A 23,142-nucleotide genomic window follows, 5' to 3' on the forward strand; every position below is an offset into this window, starting at 1 on the left:
AATATGGAAACGTTGACATTCTTTATCGGCAGTTATACCGAATATCCTATTCCCGGTTTTGGGGGTATCGGCCATGGTATTTACACCGTTCAACTTAATACGAAAACCGGCGAACTCAAGATACTTTCAACCGAACCTACCCGTAACCCGAGTTATTTGGCTCTTAGTGCCGATCATAAATATTTGTACTGTAATACGGAACTTGATGAGCAAGATTCCCCACATGTCAGGGCATATAGGGTGAAAGAGGGTTTTTCGTTGGAATTTCTAAACGAACAACCGATTGCAGGAGGCTATCCTTGTCATCTGGTAGCACATAAAAACAGTATCCTGGTGGCCTGTTATGCCACAGGGAATGTCTTTCAATATCCTTTGGATGCTTCAGGAAAACTGTTGCCAAAGGCAAAACAGTATGACCATAAGGGTTCTAGCATCAATAAGGTTAGGCAAGAAGCACCACATGCCCATCAGGTTTCGGTACACCCGAATGGCAAAGATATTTATGTCTGTGATTTGGGGATCGATAGGATCAAATCCTATAGATTCGAGGGTGAATATTTAGTACCAAACCCTGTGAAGGATTGTAAGATTACTTCAGGGAACGGACCAAGGCACATGGTTTTCAATAAAGTAGGTGATTATGCTTATGTGATAAGTGAGTTAACAAGTACGCTATCTGTTTTACAAGGTGACGAAGGCGTATTCAAAGAAATTGGCACCTATTCCACCTTACCTAATGATTACAAGGGCGTTCCCAGTGCATCTGCTATACGCATGCACCCTAATGGGACATTTTTATATGTCGCTAACAGAAAATATGAAGGGATAACCATATTTCGGGTCAAAGCGAATAGTTTGGAACTGATAAGCTACCAAAATACCAATGGGGATGAATTAAGGGAATTCAATATTACTCCTGATGGTAAATGGTTAATAGCCTGTCACCAAAATTCGCATGATACGATCGTCTATCGCATTGGAGTAGACGGAATGTTGAAAGAGAAGTTTCGCACCAAAGAAATATTATCCCCTGTTTGTGTGGTTTTTTAGAAAAAAGTAACTATTAACTAAATCGATTTAGTAAAAATGGAATGTGTAGGGGATTTTATGTATCCAATACTATTCAATTCCTAAAGTAATACACTATGAGTACTGATAACAATGAAACCGTAGGCCCTTTGAAGGGTTTGATAGTGGCCGATTTCACACAATTGGCACAAGGACCATGGGCCACCCAGATGTTGGGCGATATGGGCGCCGATATTATTAAAATTGAACCCAAAAAAGGTGATTGGATGCGCCATTACGCCTATGATAATATGTATCCTGAAGGAGAAAGTATCTCTTTTGTAAGTTTCAATAGGAATAAGAGAAGTATAGCCTTGAATTTAAAGGATGCAGAGGATAAAAAGGTAGTACTTGATATTATCAGGAAAGCCGACATTTTGGTTGAGAACTTTCGACCTGGCGTCATGGAAAGATTGGGGTTGGGCTATGAAGATATGAAGAAAATCAATCGAGGTTTGGTATATTGCTCCAGTTCAGGTTACGGGGCTACCGGACCATATTTGCATAGACCGGGGCAAGATTTATTGGCGCAGTCAATTAGTGGTACTGCGGCATTGAATGGTGTAAAAGGCCAAATGCCGGTAGTTACGGCAGTAGGACAGGCAGATTTATTAACGAGTTTGTTCATCAATCAATCAGTTCTAGCGGCCATTTATTCCAGGGAAAAAACTGGAAAAGGGCAAAAAATCGAAGCCAACTTATTAAACTCCGTTGTTGGATTTCACATTCAGGAGGTAACGGCCTTTTTACATCGGGGAAGTAATCCTGAAAAAAGTGAGAGTGGTATTCCTAATCCTTGGGTGGGGGCACCATATGGCCTTTATAACACAAATGACGGTTACATTGCCATTGGTATGAATTCGGTTCAAAGATTGGCCCAGATCATAGGATTGAAAAAATATGACTCTGAAGAATTTGCATCAAATAATGTCATAGAAAGTAGGGATGAAATCCGGTTCGATTTCGATGCTGTGTTTAAGACGAGGTCAACGGAAGATTGGCTTAACATTCTTCTGGAGGAAGATATTTGGTGTTCCCAAGTAAATACATTTGATGAGATGGTCGAAGACCCTCAGATCAAACACAATGAAATGATCATTGAAATTGAACACCCAACCATCGGAAAAGTGAAAACAACGGGGTTTCCCGTGTGGTTTAGCGATACCCCACAAAAAATTTACAAAGCGGCACCCTTGCTCAATGAAGATGAGGATGAAATACGCAAGGAATTCTGTGATTAAGGCAATAGATTAATAATTAAGATAATAACTAAGAATAAATAACGATGAAACTAGGATTCGGATTATACAGGCATATGTTGAATGAGGACCATTATAAGTTCGCAAAACAATGTGGGGCAACCCATGTAGTGGTTCATATGGTCGATTATTTTGGGCATGAAAAGAATGATAAAAGCAATGCGAACCAACCAATTGGAGAGAAGGAAGGTTGGGGCAAAGCCGGTGATGCCAATCAAATATGGAGCTTAGAGGAATTAATGGCCATTAAAAAGGAAATAAATTCACATGGTTTGATATGGGAGGCCATTGAAAATTTTGACCCTGCCCATTGGCATGATATCTTATTGGATGGACCAAAGAAAGAAGTACAAATGGAAAACCTGAAGCAACTTATCCGCAATGTGGGTAAGGCAGGAATTCCCATTTTTGGATATAATTTTTCATTGGCCGGGGTGGCCGCAAGGAATCAAGGGCCTTTTGCTCGGGGAGGGGCAGTTTCTGTAGGTATGGACGGTGGGGATGATACACCTATTCCCAACGGTATGGTATGGAATATGGTCTATGATGAAAATGCCCCAGAAGGTACCTTGCCAAAAATAGAGCATGATGAACTGTGGAAGCGCCTACAGTATTTTTTGGATGAGATTCTGCCTGTTGCCGAGGAGGCAGGGGTAAAAATGGCAGCACACCCAGATGACCCACCAATGCCTTATGTGCGTAATTCGCCCAGATTGGTGTTTCAACCAAATATGTACCAAAAATTGATTGATATGAATCCGAGTCCAGCCAACAACCTGGAATTCTGTTTAGGTTCTATTGCTGAAATGACCGAGGGCAATGTATATGATGCTACTGATAGTTATAGTGAGCAAGGTAAAATTGGATATATCCATTTTAGAAATGTAAAAGGCAAGGTACCCAACTATAAAGAGGTTTTTGTGGATGAAGGGGATATTGATATGTTCAAGATTTTAAAGATCTTAAAGAAGAACAATTTTGATGGCGTATTGATTCCAGATCACACCCCACAAATGACCTGTGACGCCCCATGGTATGCAGGTATGGCGTATGCTATGGGGTATATGAAGGCGATAATTGATCTATTGTAGTCTAAAATTATATGTTGAACAATTTAGAACAGAACGATATGACACCAAAACCAAAACCAAATACAAAACGAATTTGTTTACTACTGTTTTTAGCCTGTTGTATTCAAGTATTGACGGTACAGGCACAGAAAGTCATTACCCCTGAAGACCCCGAATATTATGCGATGGACAGGGAGGATATGTCTTTTGATGACGAACAGGTAATTTTATTTAACCATAGGGGATTTGTATCACCCAGACAGTACAGCGTAACACAATTTACCAATGTATGGTTTTTGCCAATCGGCGCACCGCGCTACGAATTCAATCTAAACTTTTTTGATAAAGGAACAGGCCGTTTAATAGAGGATGACGTTCCTACAAAATGGAAATCCTGGATCGATGATGGGGGTAGTTACGATCCTCTGGGCTCAAATTTTCGCCCCAATTCCCCATCGATAATGGTTACCCAAGATGAAAAATGGCAGCCCAACCAATATGAACGTACGGCTACATTCCATAAAGAATATAACAAGAAATGGGTTAGTTTTTCAGCTAAGAGTTGGACGAATGTCTCTTTTGATGATGATGAGGTGTTTATAAAGCTTAAGCTTACCAATCGCAATTCGAAAAATTTGGAAATGACCGTGATTCCAAACCAAGTGGCTGAAATATTGGAATGTCATTTTAAGAAAGGGTCGACAAAAGTAGATTCACTTGATGCTTTTACCATTGGAAGCGAAGTGGCCCATGTACGAGTTTCATCCTCAATCCAAAAAACAAGTGATAAGGGGTTTGAAATAAGCATAGCTCCAGGAAATACGGAGACCTATTATTTTGCCATCAAATTCTATGAACCCCAAAATGGAGCGCCGGAAATTTCCCAGTCAGATATTAAGGAGCGTATGGAACGTGCTGATAAAAAGACACGGGAAATGTTGTCTTGGGCCTATGATAAACTCCCGAAATTAACAAGCTCAAACAAGCAACTGGAGGAGTATTATTACCGTTGTATGTTGTCCGTTTTAATGAGTCGATATGAAAATCCAAATTTCATTTCCGATGTGTTTTGGGCGGTTGGTACGTGGCCCTATACAATTAGTTGGGATACTTCCTATACTTCGGATGTCATCGCAATGTTAGATCCGGAAAGTTTGAAAAGTGCGATCCTTACTGATTTTGAACAAGTACAATTGAAAAGAACCTATGTCGGTTGGAACGGAGCACATTGGGATATTCTATACATTCAAGAACCATTTGCACTTCAACTCATGATTGAAGCCTACATACGCCATACTGGGGATTATTCCATTTTTAATGAAAAAGCGGCAGGTGTAACCGTATGGGAATGGATGCAACGCTGGGTAGATGAACTTCAAACCAACTATACCAATGAATTAGGGTTGATCGATGTAGGTTATAATACAGAGAAAATTATAGAAATCCGTACCGATGGTTATAATCATGCCGTACCGATCACCAATACCTTGACCATTGATTTGTTATATACGATGTCCGATTGGGCAAAAAAGAGAAACGACAAGAAATTAGGGCAAACATATTTCAAGGATGCTGAAAAACTAAAGGGTCTTGTGAATCAATATATGTGGAACGAGGAATTGGGTTGGTTTGATAATTATTACCCCGATGGTTCAAAAGGCACCATATGGACCTATCATTTATTCGATCTCTTGGGAACGGATTTCCTGCCAGACCATCAGGCATATCGTTTGGTGAGTCATTTGCAAGAAGGTGAGTTTCTAGGTAAATATGGGGTGTATTCAATTGCGCGCAGAGACACGGTGCATTGGGACTTGATTGATTCCGATTGGGGAGGCGGTGGCCAGTATGCCGGTATGCCGGGGCGTATATCGCGAAATCTGTACCAAAAAGGTTTTGCCGGCAAAGGTTGGGATGTACTTAAGAGAAATAGTAGATATGTTCATCATTTCCCATACCTACCACAGAACCCGCGTATTGATACTGCCGAACAAGACCGTTCTTCAATGCCTTTACAAATTTCTGCAGGGGCAGGAGTGGAAGCCATTGTCTTTGGCACCTTCGGGGTAAAAATGGATGAAGATAAACTCACCATAAAACCTTTTAACCACGAAGATATAGGTGAGGCAACACTTACTAATATTGTTTGGAAGGGCAGAACATTCGGAATTCAATTGACCCGCAAAACATTCTCCGTTTATGAAGGTGGTAAATTGATCGCTACTGAATTTTATGGGGAAGTAGTGATTGTTCAGTAATCAATAAAGTGGAGGAAATCAATCAAATCAAAAAGGATTTGAATAATTGAATATTAAAGATCATTACAATGAAAACCAAACATTTACCAATACTGTTATTGCTATTTATTTTGGCGCCTAAGGTACAGGCCCAAGAAAATTATTTAGCGGGTTATGAACAAAAAGTCAGTGGAACTGATTTTACGTATCATTCCCCTTTTTCCTATAGGGAAAAATGTCTTTTGACCAGAGCGCGGGCCGATGTGCCTCCTATTGCTTGGAAAACAGAAGTTGTACCAGATGGTTATTCTAAAAAAACCGTATCCTTCATATGGTTATATGGTATTAGTGCGAAGACCCCTTCCAATGAATTTGACCTTTATGTAAATAAGGAAAAGGTAATGACGTTTTCTTCTCCCAGTAAAAATGAGAAAGAAAGAAACTTTTCAGGTAAAGATGGCGTTCTACTGGTATTCAACCGTTCAATGGTAGATACCAACCGTGATGAAATGGGTACAGCGGTATTAACGATTCCCAGTAAATATATTACACCAGGTAATGCCGTTGAATTAATGATTGATGGTGTAGATAATCACAGTAATGATTGGTTTATGACCTTTGACAAGGTGCTGAGTGAAGACATCAAATCAAAACAGCTAAAAACAGTGACCAAAAAAGAGGGTTCGCTGTACCATACGGTCCGGTTTGAAATCGTGCATTTGAAAGCACCTACCAAGGCTAGTATAACCACTTCGGGACTAACACAGAAATTTGATATCAAAACGGGATTTAATGAAGTTGATTTACTTATTCCTGCAGTAACAACTCCAACAAAGGTTGATGCGGAGCTGCGTATGGGCAAAATGAGAAAGCAAGTTGGTTTTACGGTTGAACCTGTTAAGGAATGGACCATTCATTTAGTGCAGCATAGCCACACCGACATCGGCTATACAAGATCACAGACCGAGATTTTGACCGAGCATTTACGTTTTATTGATTATGCCCTTGATTATTGCGATCAAACTGATGATTATCCAGATGAAGCCAAATTTCGATGGACATGCGAAGCCGCTTGGACGGTTCGTGAATACTTGAAAAACAGACCCAAAGAACAAATAGAACGATTGCTTCAAAGAATAAAAGAAGGGCGGATAGAAGTGACCGGTATGTTTTTCAATTTCTCGGAAATCATTGATGAAACTGCTTTGGCCATGCAAACACAGGCACTGAACCATTTTAAGGAAAAAGGGATTGATGTGCAAACCGCCATGCAAAATGATGTAAATGGCATTGGTTGGGCCATGATAGACTTGTATAAAAATACAGGAGTAAAATACCTGACCATGGGACAGCACGGGCATAGGGCACAGGTTCCTTTTGATAAACCGACTTCTTTTTGGTGGGAGTCTAACTCAGGTAATCGTCTCTTGGCCTATAGAAGTGAACATTACATGCATGGTAATGCATTAAGCTTAACCTCAGGTGAATTGGATCAATTTAGAGCTAATCTTTCGCAGTATCTTGGTGAGCTTGAAGCAAAAGAATATCCATATAATAGAACAGCTTTTCAATTTTCAGGATACCTGACCGATAATTCACCCCCTTCCACAAAGGCTTGTGATATTGTGAAGGAATGGAATGAAAAATACGAGTGGCCCAAATTGAAACTATCGCTGGCAAGTGAATTTATGATCTACCTCGATGAAAATCAGGCTGATGATTTGCCAGTACAAAAAGTAGCTTGGCCAGACTGGTGGACAGATGGTTTTGGAACGGCGTTTACCGAAACAAAGACGGCTAGGACCGTTCATTCAAACATGATTGCAAATATGGGACTCTTGTCTATGGCCCAGTTCATGGGAACCACGCTTCCAGAAAACATTACTGGAGACATTGAAAAAGCCTATGACGAATTGCTGTTTTATGATGAACACACATTTGGGGCCGCAGAGAGTATAACGGATCCCCAAATTGAAAATTCGGTCATACAGTGGGGACAAAAGTCCGCTTATGCATGGACAGCGTTTAAGGAATCCAGTTTAATCCAAGAAAAGGCTTTGGGGTTACTTCAACAACACATCCCTAAAGCCAAAGAGCCTACCATAGCGGTTTTCAACACCTTGAATTGGGAGCGCTCAGGATTAGTCAAGGCCTATATAGACCATCAGTTGTTACCATTGGGAAAACCCTATAAAATATTGGATACCAAAGGGAATGAAATTGCTGTGCAAAGGATATCCAGTAGGGCAGATGGCAGCAATTATATGTTGTGGGCGCCCAATGTCCCCCCAATGGGTTATGCAACTTTTAAAATTGTTTTGGAAGAAGGGGAAAAGCAACCAAAACAAAATAAGGTAGTAGAAGGGCCAATTCTTGAAAATGAATATTATCGTATTCAGGTCGATTCAAAAAGAGGAGTGGTAACTAGTTTGTTCGATAAGGAATTGAATAAAGAATTGGTCGATTTAGGCAGCGAGTATAAGTTGGGTGAATTTGTATACGAGCAACCGGATAACCGGGAATCGATGGAGCGTCTTACCAATGCGAATAGGGATACGGTTTATGTTCCGATAAAAAAGAAAATGTCAGGTTTATCCGATATAAAGGTTTCGGGGATTGAGGAAACCCCTTTATGGAGCAGTATACATATCAATGGGAAAAATGAGGAATGCGCCGATTCTAGGGGGGTTAATTTTGAAATAAAATTATATAAAAATTCAAAACGGATAGAGCTCTCCTATGACATGTACAAACTTGGGCATACTGATCCTGAAGGTGTTTTTATTGCCCTTCCTTTTCGTATGAAGGATAATGATCAATTGGCTTTTGATGTGCAAGGTGGGATCGTAAATCCAGGAATGAACCAATTGGAAGGTACTTCGGCCGATTGGAACGTAATACAGAACTTTGCGGCTGTTCAAAACGATGAAGCCCAGATTTTATTCAGCTCCACTGATGTTCCGTTGGTTCAATTCGGGGACATCAATACCGGGAGATTTTATTACAAGCACAAACCTGAAAATCCACATATTTATTCATGGGTGCTCAATAATTACTGGACGACCAATTTTAGGGCTAGCCAAGAAGGTGAAATGAAATGGAAGTATTATTTGACATCATCCAAGGATCGTTCTAAATCTTTTGCCACCCGTTTTGGATGGGAAAGTAGGGTCCCAATGCTTGCTCGGGTCATTCCACCAAGTAATTCAGGCAAGGCCATAAATTCGCTTTCCATATCTTTGTTAGATTTTGATTTACCAAATTTAATTCTCGTCAGTGCTAGGCCATTAGAGGGTGATAAAGGAGTGCTTCTACATTTGCGGGAAACAGAAGGTGATCATGCCATTCTTGATGTTCCAAGATTGCTTGAGCAAACCGGGGCGGTAAAAGCCGTTGAGACAAATGTACTGGGAGAAGAAATAAAAGAGTTGACCAAACCAATACTTATAGAGCACTATGAAACTCGGTTCGTATTGTTGAAAATGTTATAAATGATAAAAAGTATGATGAATTTTAGATTGATAAAGTTTTTGGCATGTATTGGAGTTAGCTGTATTTGCTCTAGTTGTGATGAAAATGAAGGGGATAAAGGTTTGTCGGGCAATAATTATTTGGAATATGTAGATACAAGGGTAGGTACGGCAGCCAGTATAGCCGATATTACGGTCACCGAGGTCGAAGAGCCTATGGGTTACGTATCCCCTATTGTGGGGAACCCATCTGCCTTAACCCACTGGACACCCCAAACGGCAAAATGGACAGATAGGGTAGTTACCGTTCCCGTACCCTATTGGTACGACCAAGAAAAGATACAAGGTTTTCGGGGTACACGATATCCTAATGGGGCAGTTGTCGGTGATTGGGGCCCTATGTCATTAATGCCCATGACAGGTGAAGTAAATATTGATGCCGATGAACGTGCTTCTAAATTCAGTCATGATTCCGAGGTGGCCAAACCACATTATTATTCGGTACAATTAGATGATTACAACATTAAGGCTGAACTAACGGCAGCCGCGAAAACGGGATTCTTTCAGTTTACCTATCCAGAATCAAAATCTTCATCTGTGGTGTTCGATGGGGTTTATGTTCCTGGCCACTATAAGGTAATCCCTGAAAAAAATGAAATTGAAGGCTATATGGTTATCGCTGGTCATTTCAGGAATCACTTTGTTGCGAAATTTGATAAGGAATTTGATACGTATAATATTGATTTACTCCCTAATGTGGTTGATGAAAAATTAGTTCCAAACGGGTTTAAAGCAGAGTATTTCAACAACGACAAATTACAAGGGAAGCCAGATGTAGTGAAGAACTATACCAAATTAAATTATAATTGGTTAAAAGAACCGGCAGAAGGTGTTAAGGCCGACTTTTTCTCTGTAAGATATACGGGAATATTCGTTGCACGCCATTCAGGAGAGCATTCTTTCGAGTTAACAACCAAGGATGGCACCCGTATGTACATAGATGACGAATTGGTAATAGATGAATGGAAGTATAGGGCAACAGGCACCAATATACATAAGGTAAACCTAGCAAAAGGCCACGAATACAAAATACGGATCGAATATTATGATGGGTCAAGTACGACTGAAATGCATTTAAGATGTGCAGAGCCAGTGCGGCCAGATCCTGAAATGGGCACCAAGTTGGCTTTGGAAGGGGCAGATGGGAATGCAGTTTATGTAACTTTTTCAACCAAAAATAAAGAAAAGGTGAAAATGAAAGTCGGAACATCTTTGATTGATATTGCCCAGGCCCGAGCGAATATGGATGAAGAGTTCCCGGATTTCGATTTTGACAAAGCGGTGACGAAAAGTTCCGGTGTTTGGGAGAATGAACTAAATTTGATTCAAGTAGAAGGTAGTGAGGATGATAAGTCCATTTTTTACACGGCATTGACCAAATGTTTCGTAAACCCGCGAAATCTGAATGAAGACGGTAGGTATTTCAGTCCGTTTGATTATCAAGTGCATGAGGGCCAAATGTACACCGACCTTTCTATCTGGGATACTTTTAGGTCTTTACATCCATTATGGGTATTAGTAAAGCCTGAAGAAACCACAAACGTTATTAATGGTATGTTGAATGCCTACGAAGAGGGAGGGTGGTTACCTAAATGGCCCAATCCGTGGTACCGTAGTATTATGATGGGTACGCATGCCGATGCCGTTATAGCCGATGCCTATGTAAAAGGTATAAGGGGTTTCGATACCGATGTGGCCTTTGAATCCATGTTGAAAAATGCCAATGAAAAAGGAAACCGCGGATTTTCCGGGCGGGTTGGGATTGATCACTTTAATGAAATAGGATATGTTCCTGCAGATGTTTTTGGGTTTTATGGTGAACCCGTTGCAAGGACATTGGAGTTTTCATACGATGATTATTGTATTGCCCAAATGGCAAAAGCTCTAGGTAAAGATGACAAGTACACTGAATACATGGAACGTTCAAAACGTTATATCAATGTATTGGATAAGGAAACTGGTTTGGTACGTGGTAAGAAGTTAAATGGGGAATGGCTGCCTCCGTTTGATAAGAGTATTAGTGTTTGGGCACAAGGTACGGATCACGATACCGAGGTGTATTATAGGAACCATACGTTATTGGTGCCCCATGACATTCCAGGTTTAGCTGATTTTATGGGAGGGGAAGACAAGTTGATAAACTATCTTGACCAATTTTTCGAAAAAGATATGTATTACGTGGGTGATGAGTTTTCAATGCATGCCCCCTATATGTACAATAGTTTAGGCACACCATGGAAAACACAAAAAGTAGTAAGGGATATGTTGGCCAAGTATTTTTTTAATGATGTCGGTGGTTTACCGGGTAACGATGATTGCGGACAAGTATCCTCTTGGTATGTTTTTGGTGCCATGGGCTTTTATCCTGCCCTACCGGGAGACCCTGTTTACCAACTTTGTAGCCCTGTGTTCAATAAAGTACGAATGAATGTTGGGAACGGAAAGGTTTTTACTATAATCGCGAATAACAATTCAAAGGAGAACGCTTATGTACAATCGGCAACCTTGAATGGAAAACCTTACAACTTGTGTTACATAAGCCATGAGGCGATCCTGGAAGGTAGTGAGTTGGTTTTTGAGATGGGACCCGAACCAAACAAGGCCTGGGGTACCTCAGAACAATGATTTTTTGATGAAAACCTATCATTAAAGCCAAAAAGGGGGGTGTAAAAACTTCTCTTTTTGCCTTTTATATATTCGTCTAAACGATTGTCAGCTCCACACCTAATTCTGCGAGACGGTGTTTTGTTTTGTCGTCTATGCCCGAATCTGTAATGATTTGATCAACTTCATCGATACCACAGATTCTTCCGAATCCTTTTTTGCTGAATTTCGAAGAGTCGGCCAATACTATGATTTTATGTGCCGCTTTGATCATTTCCTTATTAAGGGAAGCCTCCATAGAACTTGTAGTAGTAAGTCCGTAATCCAGATCTATACCATCGACTCCTAGAAACAATTTGGTAAATGTAAATTCCGCCAACATTTTTTCTCCAATTGGGCCAACGACAGAGGAAGAACTAGACCTTACGATTCCCCCTAACTGCATAACATCTATTTCCTTGTGTTCGGCCAAAATAATAGCGGTATTCAAAGAAGCGGTTAATACGGTCAATCCCTCTATGGGTTTAATATGCCTTGCGAATTCAATGACCGATGTTCCCGAAGCAATGATAATACTGTCATGGGGTTCTAAGGTCAATGCGGCCGCTACTGCTATTTTGTTTTTCTCCTTCGTATGTATTTTCTCCTTTATGTTCACGGGATGTTCCGTGATATAAGGGTTTACGGGAATAGCTTTACCATGCGAACGAAACAACAGCTTTCTTTCTTCAAGTAACTTTAGATCTTTCCGAATAGTGACCAAAGAAACATCGAACTCTTTACTTAAATCATTAACATTTACAAAGCCGTCCGCTTCAAGTTTTTTCAAAATGAGCTTATGGCGATCTACGATATTCAGTGTCATTTTGTTTCGTTTTGTACAAATGTACAAGATAAACATGGCAATATAAAGCTGAACCACCACATTTTGTTGTTGGATTTTGTATCAAAACGAAAGTTATAAAATTGATTTATTGCGAAAAATAAGCCTTAAAATATCATATTATGCTAATATAAGCTTAATAAATATAGCTAACTGATGAAATGGCCTTTTTTTATGACAAATATCATTGTTTATGAAAATAATAAAAAATAATAAAAAATAACTTTTGAAATGTTTCGTTTTGTTGTACATTTATTCTCAAATAAGAAAACGATAGTTCAAAATAAAGGAGAGAGTCATGAATAGAAAAGAAATGATGGATGAGTTGAGGAGTGGTTCCAAAACTTACGATTTCATAATAATAGGAGGTGGTGCTACCGGTATCGGTATTGCGCTCGAGGCATCGGCAAGAGGGTACTCTGTTGTTTTGCTCGAAAAATCGGATTTTACAAAATCTACATCAAGTAAGGCAACAAAGCTGGTCCATGGTGGTGTACGGTATTTGGCCCAAGGTGATATAGGTTTGGTTCGTGAGGCAGTTGTAGAAAGAGGTTTAATGCTTCAAAATGCCCCTCACATTACTAAAAGCCAGTCATTTATAATTCCGACACATGGTTTATATGATGAAATATTATATACCGTTGGGTTAACTTTTTACGATTTGTTGGCAGGTAAATTAAGCTTAGGAAGATCTAGACGAATTTCAAAAGCCAAAACCTTAAAACGTATTTCGCTTATAAATCCAGATAAAATTTCTGCAGGTGTCGTGTATTACGATGGTCAATTCGATGATTCCCGAATGGCTATAAATACGTTGCAGAGTTCTGTTGAATTGGGCGCGATAGTACTAAATTATTGTGCTGTAGAAGGGTTACTTAAAGACGATAACGGTCATATTATCGGTGTTAACGCTCATGATGAAGAAAGTGGTGATTCTTTCGAAATAAAAGGAAAGCAAGTAGTTAATGCTACCGGAGTTTTTGCAGACGACGTATTACAGATGGATGCTCCTGGAGCTAAAAAAACAATTGCACCTAGTCAGGGGGTTCACTTGATATTGGACAAATCCTTTTTGCCTGGTGATGATGCTATTACGATTCCGAAAACAGATGATGGTAGGGTCTTGTTTTTAGTGCCATGGCACAATAAGGTAATAGTTGGGACTACGGATACCCCTATTGAAAAAGAATCTTTGGAACCCGTGGCACTTGAAGAAGAGATAGGTTTTATTTTAAGTACTGCTAGTCGATACTTGACAAAGGCACCTAAAAGAAGTGATGTATTAAGTGTGTTTGCTGGTTTACGTCCTTTAGCGGCACCAAGCCATGACGGAAACAAAACGAAAGAGATTTCACGTAGCCACAAAATATACACCTCAGATTCAGGATTATTGACGATCGTTGGAGGTAAATGGACCACTTTCAGAAGAATGGGTCAAGATTTGGTCGATAAAGCGGAAAAAAATCATGATTGGAAACATATTCCAACCAAAACGAAACACCTCAAAATACATGGTTATAAAAAGGATGTAGATCTTAATGATCCCTTATATTTCTATGGTAGTGATGAAGAGGAATTACTAAAATTAGCGAAACATAACGGGTATAATAAATCTTTAAGTGATTCATTAGGCATAATAGAAGGTCAAGTAGTTTGGGCCGTAAGAAATGAAATGGCCAGAAATGTTGAGGATTTCCTTGCACGCAGAACCCGTTGCCAGTTATTGGATGCTAAAGAAAGTATCCGAATCGCACCCCAAGTAGCCGAAATCATGGCAAAAGAACTTGGGAAGGACCAAGAATGGCAGACCAAACAAGTTGCAGACTATATTGAAGTAACCTCTAATTATATTTTATAAACCCCTGTTTTGATTGTCCCTAGAAACAATTAAAACCACTTAATCAATAAACAATGAAGAATAAACTGATTTTAGCACTTGATCAAGGAACGACTTCTTCCCGTGCGATTTTATTCAACCACGACGGGGAAATTGTTCGAGTTTCCCAAAAACCTTTCGAACAGATCTTTCCAAAACCGGGATGGGTAGAACATGACCCAAATGCGATTTGGTCATCACAGATTGCTGTGGCAGCCGAGGTAGTTGCCCAACATGGTATTAACGGAGAAAGTATTGCCGCTATTGGTATTACGAACCAAAGGGAGACTGTTGTTGTTTGGGATCGTGAAACGAGTGAACCAATACATAATGCCATCGTTTGGCAAGATAGAAGAACGGCCAAATATTGCGATCAGTTAAAGGATGACGGTTATGTTGATATGATCAAGGAGAAAACAGGTCTGGTCATCGATGCCTATTTTTCGGCTACCAAACTTAAGTGGATTTTAGACAATGTGGAAGGTGCACGAGAAAAAGCGGAAGCAGGTAAACTTTGTTTCGGTACAGTTGATTCTTGGCTTATTTGGAAACTTTCTCGAGGAAAATTGTTCGTTACAGATGTATCCAATGCCAGTAGAACCATGTTGTTCAATATTCATACCATGGCATGGGATGATGAGTTGTTGAAACTGTTCAATATTCCAAAGGCAATGTTACCGGAAGTTAAGGAAAGTAGTGAGGTTTATGGTACCACCGCTACCACTTTATTCTCTACCAAAATTCCTATTGCAGGGATTGCAGGGGATCAGCAAGCAGCATTGTTCGGACAAATGTGTACCAAACCGGGAATGGTAAAAAACACCTATGGTACAGGTTGTTTCCTACTAATGAATACCGGTGATAAAGCCGTGTATTCAAAAAACAACCTACTAACGACCGTTGCTTGGAAAATCAATGGTAAAACCACCTATGCCCTAGAAGGTAGTGTTTTTGTTGGCGGAGCCGCAATACAATGGTTACGCGACGGGGCGAAAATGGTAAAAACAGCCCCAGGCATTAACCATTTGGCAGAAACCGTTGAAGATAACGGAGGAGTTTATTTTGTACCCGCCCTAACAGGTTTGGGAGCCCCTTATTGGGATCAATACGCACGTGGTGCCATTGTTGGTCTTACTCGAGGTACTACCGATGCACATATTGCAAGGGCCACTTTGGAAGGTATTGCATTTCAGGTTTATGACATTGTAAAAGCGATGGAAGCCGATGCTGGTGAAAAAAGTATTGAACTAAGGGTCGATGGTGGCGCAACAGCAAGTAATTTATTGATGCAGATACAAGCGGATTTATTCGGATTTAAAATCATACGACCTAAAACCTTGGAAACAACGGTTATGGGTGCCGCTTATTTGGCAGGTTTGGCCGTTGGTTACTGGGATAGTATAGATGATATCCAATCTCAATGGAGTATTGATAAGGAATTTTATCCAGAAGCCCCAAAAGAGAAAGTCGACAATATGTTGCATTACTGGCATAAGGCCGTTAAATGTGCACAGAATTGGATCGAGGAATAATCACTGATCAGCAACCATAAATTATAAAACCATGTCAATTTTAGTAGCAGAAATTTTAGGAACCATGCTCCTTATTTTATTAGGTAACGGGGTGGTTGCCAATGTCGTCTTGAAAGGCACAAAGGGCAACGGAGCAGGATGGATAGAGATTACAACAGCTTGGGCTTTGGCCGTTTTTGTTGGTGTAGTTGTGGCGGGCCCTTATAGTGGCGCACATTTGAACCCAGCGGTAACCATAGGGTTGGCCGCAGCAGGTAAGATTACTTGGGCCATAGTGCCCGAATATCTTGCAGGGGAAATGATCGGGGCCATGATAGGTGCGTTTTTAGTGTGGCTATTTTATAAAGACCACTTTAAGGTAACCGAGGACGAAGAAGGTATGTTGGCTTGTTTCAGTACAGGTCCGGCTATTAAGAACACCTTTTCCAACTTAATGAGCGAGATTATCGGAACCTTCGTTTTGGTCTTTGTAATATTCTATTTGGCCGGTCCAAAATTGGATTTGATCGGTGATGTAGATGCACGGGCAATTATAGGGTTGGGCTCTATTGGCGCAGTTCCTGTTGCCTTCCTTGTTTGGGTAATCGGTTTGGCCTTGGGAGGCACAACAGGCTATGCCATTAATCCTGCAAGGGATTTAGGACCAAGGATCATGCACTCCATTTTACCTGTAAAAGGTAAAAGTGATTGGGGTTATGCTTGGATTCCGGTAGTAGGCCCTATCATCGGCTGTTTAATAGCCGCTTACTTATATATGGCTTTAATGTAGAATATTCCCCTTATAGTAAATACAATGAAAAAAATACTTTTAGTATTCGTAGCGCTGATTGCAGTGCAAATGGGCCATGCCCAAGAAACAGAATTGAAAGACAGTCCGATCGACTTTAACGTTGATGTAAAAACCAACCATTTGTGGAGAGGTTTGGTCATTACCGATAAGCCCATGGTCGCTGTTTTCTCAAAATTGAGATTGAATGAGTCGGGCAGCTTCACTACAGGGTTCTGGGGTGGAATGTCTTTCTCTAATGATGCGGACGGTACATCGTACAAAGAGATAAACTACTATGTTCAATATGCCGAAAATGGTTTCTCTATTGGCCTGTGGGATTTATTCAATACCCGCAGCGTAGCGTCTCCAGATGTATGGAATTACGATAAGAACACCACCACGCATTTATTGGACCTGCGTACTTCCTATACCTTTAACGAAAGTTTCCCATTACGTTTGGAAGCCGACGTATTATTGTACGGTAGCGGCGATGCCCAATTGAATGATGATGGGGATCTGGAGCAGCGTTATTCCACATATGTAGAAGCTTCTTATCCGTTGATCACCGAATCAAAAGTGAATTTAAGGGGCTTTGTAGGCGGTGCATTTTCCTTTAACGGTGATACGCATTTATATGGCGATGGTGAGCAAAATTTCGATTTTGTGAATGTAGGCCTAACTGCAACAAAAACCCTTAGGTTTTCAGATTTATGCTTCCCTGTGTCGGCAACGACACTTTGGAACCCTTCACAAAAAATAGCAAGGGTACAGTTAGCGGTTAGCTTGTTTTAAACAATAAAGGTTTTCAATTTTTTAAACCCATGGTTTGATAGTATGTTCATGCCATGGGTTTTTGTTACCCTAAATTCACTACAGATAGGATTGATCTAATCTTTAAGTGATTTTTAAACAAGGAAAGGCACTAGATAATTTTATTTTCAATATAGTCAATAAACGGTTTTGTGGTCTCATGAAGAAGTTGGGTAAACAAAAGTGATTGTAGTCCTTAATTACGAAAATTTGAATTTTTGTAATATCTAAAGAACAACGCTTTATCTTTATATTCGAAACCGACCTATTAAACCATTGCAGAATGAAAGAAAAACTAAAAGTCCTTAAAATTTTACATATTGCCCTTTGTGTGGGGATGGTTCTCGCTTATGTAGTAATAGGAGACCTAAAATCATTGGCCTTTTTGGAACTCCCTGAGTTGAATACTGAGGCCATTGTGTACATCTGTATCCCTATCGCAGCTATATTTGTAGGTAATTTTCTTTTTAGGTCCCAAGTCGACAAAATAGACCGTAAAAAGAATTTGGAGGATAAAATACCGTTTTACCAAAGTGCGGCCTTGTTACGTTGGGCCATTTTGGAAGGTGCGGCCTTTATCATTCTCTTCATAAAACCAGATTTGATCATACTTGGTATTTTCATTATCGCGTACATGATTTTTTTGCACCCGACCGAAGCAAAGATCAAACAGGATCTTCGGCATACGGGGAGATAGTGAACATGAATCATTTCGTTTCTAAGACCAATAGATAAACTGAGATAAAGCTGTTTATTTCAATTGTTTTTAAAACAAAAGAATTTGCTTTATCAGAGTATTCCAAAGCTTTATCGAGTATAATACACCATTTATCCAAAATCGGGATTGTAATGTGGTTATGCCCCGTAATATTGCACCCTCAAATAAAAAAAGCGAAAATGCGGACAAGGATAAATTATGTTGAGATAGGAAGGTTTCTGATTTGTTTGGGGCTTTCATGGATCGCATGGATGAGCATGTACCACACAGGTTCTATTTTTTAGCCCAAGAGACTCAAGGTACTAAAAAGAGAACAAGAACACTTTTTGAATGTCAATTTACTTGACCAAGATCATGATCGCACCAAAGGCTGTGAGGATCAAGATCATTTTTCGATAAAAATCCTCTTTGATTATTTTCACCAAACGTACACCCACAAAAAGTCCAAGGAAAATGGCCGGGGACAGTTTTAGATTGATCAGTAAAGTTTCTGGGGTAATAGTGCCCCAGGACCAAATATGAAAGGGTAGTTTAAAAAGGTTGATTATCAAGAACAACCATGCTGCGGTACCTATAAATTCATTCTTGGGCAATCGCATGGCCAAAAAGAATATATTACTGAAGGCTCCGGCCAAATTGCCGATCATGGTGGTGATACCCGCTAATATACCAACGAACCCTGCAAAGGTCCAATGTGAGGGAACATTTTTGGTTTTTTTTCGGTCCCACCAATACATCATCACCACACTACCCAAGATAATGATGGCCATTGCGATCTTAAAGGTCTGTTCATCAAGATCTATCCCGATAAAGACCCCGATCAATATACCAACGACAATCCATGGTAAAAACTTTAGAATATATGACCATTGGCAATGTCGATTATAATAGATGACCGCAAAAATATCGGCCAAGATCAGTAAAGGCACCACGAGACCGGTAGATTCCTTGGCGCCAAAAGCCAATGCCATAAGGGTTACATTGATGATGGCTACGCCTTTTATTCCCGCCTTGGAAATACCCACGATAAATGTGGCGGTCAATGCCATGATCCATGCCATTGTTGATATATCTGGTTGTATTGATAGAAGCACAGTTGTTGTTTAGCGAACAAAGCGCAAATGTATTCGAAATTATTTTATCTTTAACTCTAAACCAACAAACTACCCCATGGTAGCAACCGCCTTTACGATAGATATTCCTAATTCAGGCTCTGATTCAGTGTTATTGGATTGGTCTTCAAACAATTATGATAGGCGGTGTTTTTCAATGATTCTTAATAACCGGAATGTAGACCGTTTTTGTCCACACCATAAACATATTACATGCTAAGAAGGTAAGTGCTATTTTAAGGATTTTGCCAGGAAGGGAATGTTGAAACTAGAAATTGGAAATAAATAATAATATATGAGAACAGATGTAATAGTCGGAGTTGATATCGGAGGCACTTCAATAGGTGCAGGATGTATAGTGAACAAGGAAATTGTGAAGACGCATTCCTTGCCTACAGGAGCCGAAAGAACTGCCGAGGAAATACTCGAAACGTTATATGAGGTTATAGAAAAGGTGATGCTTCCTGAAACAAAGGCCATTGGTGTTGGGGTTCCTGGTTTGATCAATGCGGGCAAGGGCGAAATCGTTAAGATTTCCAACATTCCGGCATGGAATGGTCTGGGTCTGGTTGAAAAACTAAGTTCTCGCTTTAATATTCCGGTATATATAGAAAATGATGCGAATTGTTTTGCCTTGGGAGAAAAGCATTTTGGCAAGGGACAAAAATTCGATAATATGGTAGCTGTGGCCTTGGGAACAGGTGTTGGCGGAGGTATCATTATCAACAATAAACTGCACTCGGGCTTATTCGGTGGTGCAGGGGAAGTGGGTCACATGCCCTATAAAGACAGTATTTTTGAAGCTTATTGTGGCAGCGGTTTCTTCAACAAAATAAATAATATTACCGGAAAGGAATTATTCGACAAAGCGATGGAAGGGGATGAGAATGCTTTGGCGCTATTCAACGAATTCGGTCATCATATTGGTAAACTCGTCACGACCATTATGTATATACTCGCACCTGATGCCATTATTTTCGGAGGTTCAATAAGCAAATCATTTCCCCTTTTTAAAGAAGGTATTCAAGAAGAAGTGGCTGAATTTCCTTTTGATGTTATGAAAGATATTATAACCATTGAACAATCGGAGCTAGACGACATCGCGATATTGGGTGCCGCCGGCTTGTATTATAATGCCTAACTATTTCTAACCAACTTAAATTCATATTATGACCAATTCAAAAAAATCGAACTACATCATTCCACTGGCAATAGTCAGTATCCTATTTTTTGTGATAGGTTTTGGTGTTGGGATTAGTGGTTTCCTGACCCCGTTTCTTCAAGATGCTTTTAACCTTTCAACATCCCAGTCCTATTTAGTTACGGCAGCCATTTTTTCGGCTTTCGTGGTATTTGGTGCACCTGCCGGATGGATCATTAAAAAAGTAGGTTATAAGTACGGAATGGTCATCGCCTTTTTTGTTATGGCCATTGGGATGGTACTTTTCGTGCCTTCGTCTAACATGCTAAGCTTCCCTTTGTTCCTGATAGCCCTTTTTATAGGAGGAATCGGTAACACGATCTTACAAGCGTCGGTTAACCCATATGTCACCATTATCGGGCCAAAAGAGAGCGCTGCCATGCGTATGAGCCTTATGGGTATTTTCAATAAATCGGCATGGTGGTTATCATCCTTGTTTCTTGGTCTATTTATGGATCTGAACAATGTTAAACTCGATGATGTCATTGTTCCGTTCTATATTGTAACCGGTATACTAGTGGCATTGGGTATTTTCATGATTTTTGCGCCATTACCTGAAGTAAAGGCCGAAGGTGAAGACGAATCCGACGAAGCGGCCACATCAGGTTATGCTGCCGGTAAAACAAGTATCTTTCAATTTCCACACTTGTTATTGGGTGTAGTTGCCCTATTTATTTATGTTGGGGTAGAAACTTTACCAATGGCATCGATAATTGGTTTTGCAAAGGCTGTATTCGGTGATACGGCAACTAACTTAGATAGTTTTGCCATATATGTACCTATCGGACTTGTAATCGGTTATATTTTTGGAGTACTAATGATCCCTAAGTTCATATCACAAACAGCGGCACTGAAAATGTTCTCATGGATCGGAATAGTTTCGGCCTTATTGTTGATTTTCTTACCTGGTGAGTTCGGTATTTATTGTATGGCGCTCATTGGTTTTGCCAATTCCCTAATGTGGCCCGCCATCTGGCCTCTTGCCATTGCCGATTTAGGTAAATTCACGAAAACCGGTTCATCCATGTTGGTCATGGGTATCGTAGGTGGGGCCGTTATCCCATTGATTTTCGGATTTTTGATAGATGCCGTCAAGACTACGGAAGTCGCCACGGTCGCCAATTATCAAACTGCCTACTGGTTGTTTATTCCTGCGTACTTGTATATCCTCTATTTTGCGGTCAAAGGAAGTAAAATAAGAAAATGATATTTAGACATTGGTAATATGTCACAGGCACTAAAAAGCATTGCCGAAAATTTTCGAATTGAGGGTGAAATATATTCCATAAAACCACTTGGGGAAGGGTTTATTAATGACACCTATATTGTTCAAACGGTTGGGAAGGAAGCATCAAACTACTTGTTTCAACGAAAGAACAAAACAATTTTTAAGGATGTACCATCGATGATGGATAATATCCAAAAAATAACGACCCATCTAAAAACGAAAATAGTTGCAGGTGGCGGCAATCCTTTTCGTGAGACCTTGACCCTGATCAAGACCCATAGTGGGGCACTTTATCACCTGGATGGTGATGGCGAGTTCTGGACTATGTGTTTATTTATCAAGGATAGCATATCCTACGATTCGGCAAATACTCCGGAGCTAGCCTATTCGGGGGGTAAGGGCATAGGTAGATTTCAGCGCATGACCTCGGACTACAAAGGACAGCTTGTAGATATCTTACCAGGTTTTCACAATATCCGCTTTCGTCTTGAACAATGGAAAGATGTCTTGGAAAAAGATCCTGTAGGGCGAAAAAGTCTTGTAAAGGAAGAAATTTCATGGATAGAAGATCGCCGAGGTGAGATGCTGAAATTCTGGACCTTGGTCGAAGAAGGTGCCATTCCTACTCGTGTAACGCATAACGACACCAAAATCAACAATATTCTGTTCAATAAACAGGGAGACGTACTTTGCATGATCGATCTAGATACGGTTCTTAATAGTACCGTCTTAAACGATTTTGGCGACGCCATCCGTTCATATACGAACACAGGACTCGAAGATGATCCGGAACTGGAAAACGTGTCTATGAATCTGGAAATCTTCAAGGCTTATACGAAAGGATATCTCGAAGAAGCCAAATCGTTCATGGTACAGACCGAACTCGATTATCTGGCATTTTCGGCCAAGTACATTACCTATGAACAAGTGCTTCGCTTTTTAATGGACTATATTGCTGGTGATACCTATTATAAAATTAAATATCCCGAACATAACTTGGTACGCACTAAGGCACAATTCAAGTTGTTACAAAGTATGGAAGCTCAATTTACGGTAATGAGGAACACTGTAATATCTTATTTGTAAAGGTTGTGGAAGTAACAAAATCAATGGTGATTCCTTTTATCAATGATCTTGATAGGCTTCCCTTGTCGCAGGTTTATACCATTGGTTTTAGGTTATCATTGTCACATATTGTAAATATTGATTGTAGAACATACCAAAAAGAAGATAAAATCCGTTATA

16 protein-coding genes are annotated in these 23,142 nt (G+C 40.1%); 14 read left to right on the forward strand and 2 right to left on the reverse strand.

Features of this window, described 5'->3' with window-relative positions; translation table 11 throughout:
* Nucleotides 1-3: 3 nt before the first annotated feature.
* The 6 genes from R3X28_RS02370 to R3X28_RS02395 all read left to right on the forward strand — a co-directional run bounded on the left by R3X28_RS02370 (nucleotide 4) and on the right by R3X28_RS02395 (nucleotide 11,789).
* On the forward strand, nucleotides 4-1,050 hold the full coding sequence (locus R3X28_RS02370; protein ID WP_317662114.1) for a lactonase family protein: 1,047 nt from the start codon (nucleotides 4-6) through the stop codon (nucleotides 1,048-1,050).
* 95 nt (nucleotides 1,051-1,145) lie between these two features.
* Nucleotides 1,146-2,309, forward strand: coding sequence for a CoA transferase (locus R3X28_RS02375; protein ID WP_317662115.1), 1,164 nt, complete (start codon nucleotides 1,146-1,148; stop codon nucleotides 2,307-2,309).
* 44 nt (nucleotides 2,310-2,353) lie between these two features.
* On the forward strand, nucleotides 2,354-3,418 hold the full coding sequence (locus R3X28_RS02380) for a mannonate dehydratase (RefSeq protein WP_317662117.1): 1,065 nt from the start codon (nucleotides 2,354-2,356) through the stop codon (nucleotides 3,416-3,418).
* 11 nt (nucleotides 3,419-3,429) lie between these two features.
* Entirely contained in the window at nucleotides 3,430-5,655 is a 2,226-nt protein-coding gene (locus R3X28_RS02385) for a hypothetical protein (RefSeq protein WP_317662119.1), read from the forward strand.
* A gap of 68 nt (nucleotides 5,656-5,723) precedes the next feature.
* On the forward strand, nucleotides 5,724-9,125 hold the full coding sequence (locus tag R3X28_RS02390; RefSeq protein WP_317662121.1) for a glycoside hydrolase family 38 C-terminal domain-containing protein: 3,402 nt from the start codon (nucleotides 5,724-5,726) through the stop codon (nucleotides 9,123-9,125).
* 12 nt (nucleotides 9,126-9,137) lie between these two features.
* A complete protein-coding gene (locus tag R3X28_RS02395; protein WP_317662123.1) occupies nucleotides 9,138-11,789 on the forward strand; it encodes a GH92 family glycosyl hydrolase in 2,652 nt (883 codons plus the stop codon).
* Nucleotides 11,790-11,865: 76 nt separating this feature from the next.
* Here R3X28_RS02395 and R3X28_RS02400 read toward each other — a convergent pair whose 3' ends face one another.
* Nucleotides 11,866-12,633: a DeoR/GlpR family DNA-binding transcription regulator gene (locus R3X28_RS02400; protein ID WP_154363577.1), complete on the reverse strand. Its 768-nt coding sequence runs from the start codon at nucleotides 12,631-12,633 to the stop codon at nucleotides 11,866-11,868.
* A 316-nt stretch (nucleotides 12,634-12,949) separates the two neighbouring features.
* On the opposite strand from R3X28_RS02400, the gene R3X28_RS02405 reads away from it, so the two are divergent.
* The 5 genes from R3X28_RS02405 to R3X28_RS02425 all read left to right on the forward strand — a co-directional run bounded on the left by R3X28_RS02405 (nucleotide 12,950) and on the right by R3X28_RS02425 (nucleotide 18,335).
* Nucleotides 12,950-14,509 (forward strand): glycerol-3-phosphate dehydrogenase/oxidase, encoded by a 1,560-nt coding sequence (locus tag R3X28_RS02405; RefSeq protein WP_317662125.1) that lies wholly within the window; start codon nucleotides 12,950-12,952, stop codon nucleotides 14,507-14,509.
* A 53-nt stretch (nucleotides 14,510-14,562) separates the two neighbouring features.
* Nucleotides 14,563-16,059 carry a glycerol kinase GlpK gene (gene glpK / locus R3X28_RS02410; protein WP_317662127.1) on the forward strand — a complete coding sequence of 499 codons (1,497 nt, stop codon included), beginning with the start codon at nucleotides 14,563-14,565 and terminating at the stop codon, nucleotides 16,057-16,059.
* A gap of 31 nt (nucleotides 16,060-16,090) precedes the next feature.
* Nucleotides 16,091-16,828: an MIP/aquaporin family protein gene (locus R3X28_RS02415; RefSeq protein ID WP_154363572.1), complete on the forward strand. Its 738-nt coding sequence runs from the start codon at nucleotides 16,091-16,093 to the stop codon at nucleotides 16,826-16,828.
* A 24-nt stretch (nucleotides 16,829-16,852) separates the two neighbouring features.
* Nucleotides 16,853-17,620 (forward strand): hypothetical protein, encoded by a 768-nt coding sequence (locus tag R3X28_RS02420; RefSeq protein ID WP_317662129.1) that lies wholly within the window; start codon nucleotides 16,853-16,855, stop codon nucleotides 17,618-17,620.
* A 301-nt stretch (nucleotides 17,621-17,921) separates the two neighbouring features.
* Entirely contained in the window at nucleotides 17,922-18,335 is a 414-nt protein-coding gene (locus tag R3X28_RS02425; protein ID WP_317662130.1) for an MFS transporter, read from the forward strand.
* 359 nt (nucleotides 18,336-18,694) lie between these two features.
* Here the strand turns inward: R3X28_RS02425 and R3X28_RS02430 are convergent, their stop codons facing one another.
* Nucleotides 18,695-19,405, reverse strand: a complete 711-nt coding sequence (locus R3X28_RS02430) for a sulfite exporter TauE/SafE family protein (RefSeq protein WP_246200099.1) — start codon at nucleotides 19,403-19,405, stop codon at nucleotides 18,695-18,697.
* Between the two features lie 358 nt (nucleotides 19,406-19,763).
* On the opposite strand from R3X28_RS02430, the gene R3X28_RS02435 reads away from it, so the two are divergent.
* Genes R3X28_RS02435 through R3X28_RS02445 form a run of 3 tightly spaced genes read left to right on the forward strand, consistent with a single transcriptional unit; the run spans nucleotide 19,764 to nucleotide 22,983 of the window.
* Nucleotides 19,764-20,609: an ROK family protein gene (locus R3X28_RS02435; RefSeq protein ID WP_154363564.1), complete on the forward strand. Its 846-nt coding sequence runs from the start codon at nucleotides 19,764-19,766 to the stop codon at nucleotides 20,607-20,609.
* Nucleotides 20,610-20,637: 28 nt separating this feature from the next.
* Complete coding sequence (gluP, locus tag R3X28_RS02440) at nucleotides 20,638-21,876, forward strand: glucose/galactose MFS transporter (protein WP_154363562.1); 1,239 nt, start codon at nucleotides 20,638-20,640, stop codon at nucleotides 21,874-21,876.
* A gap of 18 nt (nucleotides 21,877-21,894) precedes the next feature.
* Entirely contained in the window at nucleotides 21,895-22,983 is a 1,089-nt protein-coding gene (locus R3X28_RS02445) for a phosphotransferase enzyme family protein (protein WP_154363560.1), read from the forward strand.
* Nucleotides 22,984-23,142 lie beyond the last annotated feature (159 nt).

It is taken from the genome of Maribacter sp. TH_r10, assembly GCF_033101095.1.
Classification (GTDB): Bacteria; Bacteroidota; Bacteroidia; order Flavobacteriales; family Flavobacteriaceae; genus Maribacter_A; species Maribacter_A luteus.

Excerpts from the sequence above, each read along its gene's own strand:
- R3X28_RS02400 (WP_154363577.1), bottom strand. The coding sequence starts at position 12,633 with ATGACACTGAATATCGTAGATCGCCATAAGCTCATTTTGAAAAAACTT.
- R3X28_RS02420 (WP_317662129.1), top strand. The coding sequence starts at position 16,853 with ATGAAAAAAATACTTTTAGTATTCGTAGCGCTGATTGCAGTGCAAATG.
- R3X28_RS02390 (WP_317662121.1), top strand. The coding sequence starts at position 5,724 with ATGAAAACCAAACATTTACCAATACTGTTATTGCTATTTATTTTGGCG.
- R3X28_RS02380 (WP_317662117.1), top strand. The coding sequence starts at position 2,354 with ATGAAACTAGGATTCGGATTATACAGGCATATGTTGAATGAGGACCAT.
- R3X28_RS02395 (WP_317662123.1), top strand. The coding sequence starts at position 9,138 with ATGATGAATTTTAGATTGATAAAGTTTTTGGCATGTATTGGAGTTAGC.
- R3X28_RS02415 (WP_154363572.1), top strand. The coding sequence starts at position 16,091 with ATGTCAATTTTAGTAGCAGAAATTTTAGGAACCATGCTCCTTATTTTA.
- R3X28_RS02385 (WP_317662119.1), top strand. The coding sequence starts at position 3,430 with ATGTTGAACAATTTAGAACAGAACGATATGACACCAAAACCAAAACCA.
- R3X28_RS02425 (WP_317662130.1), top strand. The coding sequence starts at position 17,922 with ATGAAAGAAAAACTAAAAGTCCTTAAAATTTTACATATTGCCCTTTGT.
- R3X28_RS02405 (WP_317662125.1), top strand. The coding sequence starts at position 12,950 with ATGAATAGAAAAGAAATGATGGATGAGTTGAGGAGTGGTTCCAAAACT.
- R3X28_RS02445 (WP_154363560.1), top strand. The coding sequence starts at position 21,895 with ATGTCACAGGCACTAAAAAGCATTGCCGAAAATTTTCGAATTGAGGGT.
- gluP (WP_154363562.1), top strand. The coding sequence starts at position 20,638 with ATGACCAATTCAAAAAAATCGAACTACATCATTCCACTGGCAATAGTC.
- R3X28_RS02370 (WP_317662114.1), top strand. The coding sequence starts at position 4 with ATGGAAACGTTGACATTCTTTATCGGCAGTTATACCGAATATCCTATT.
- R3X28_RS02430 (WP_246200099.1), bottom strand. The coding sequence starts at position 19,405 with ATGGCATTGACCGCCACATTTATCGTGGGTATTTCCAAGGCGGGAATA.
- R3X28_RS02375 (WP_317662115.1), top strand. The coding sequence starts at position 1,146 with ATGAGTACTGATAACAATGAAACCGTAGGCCCTTTGAAGGGTTTGATA.
- R3X28_RS02435 (WP_154363564.1), top strand. The coding sequence starts at position 19,764 with ATGAGAACAGATGTAATAGTCGGAGTTGATATCGGAGGCACTTCAATA.
- glpK (WP_317662127.1), top strand. The coding sequence starts at position 14,563 with ATGAAGAATAAACTGATTTTAGCACTTGATCAAGGAACGACTTCTTCC.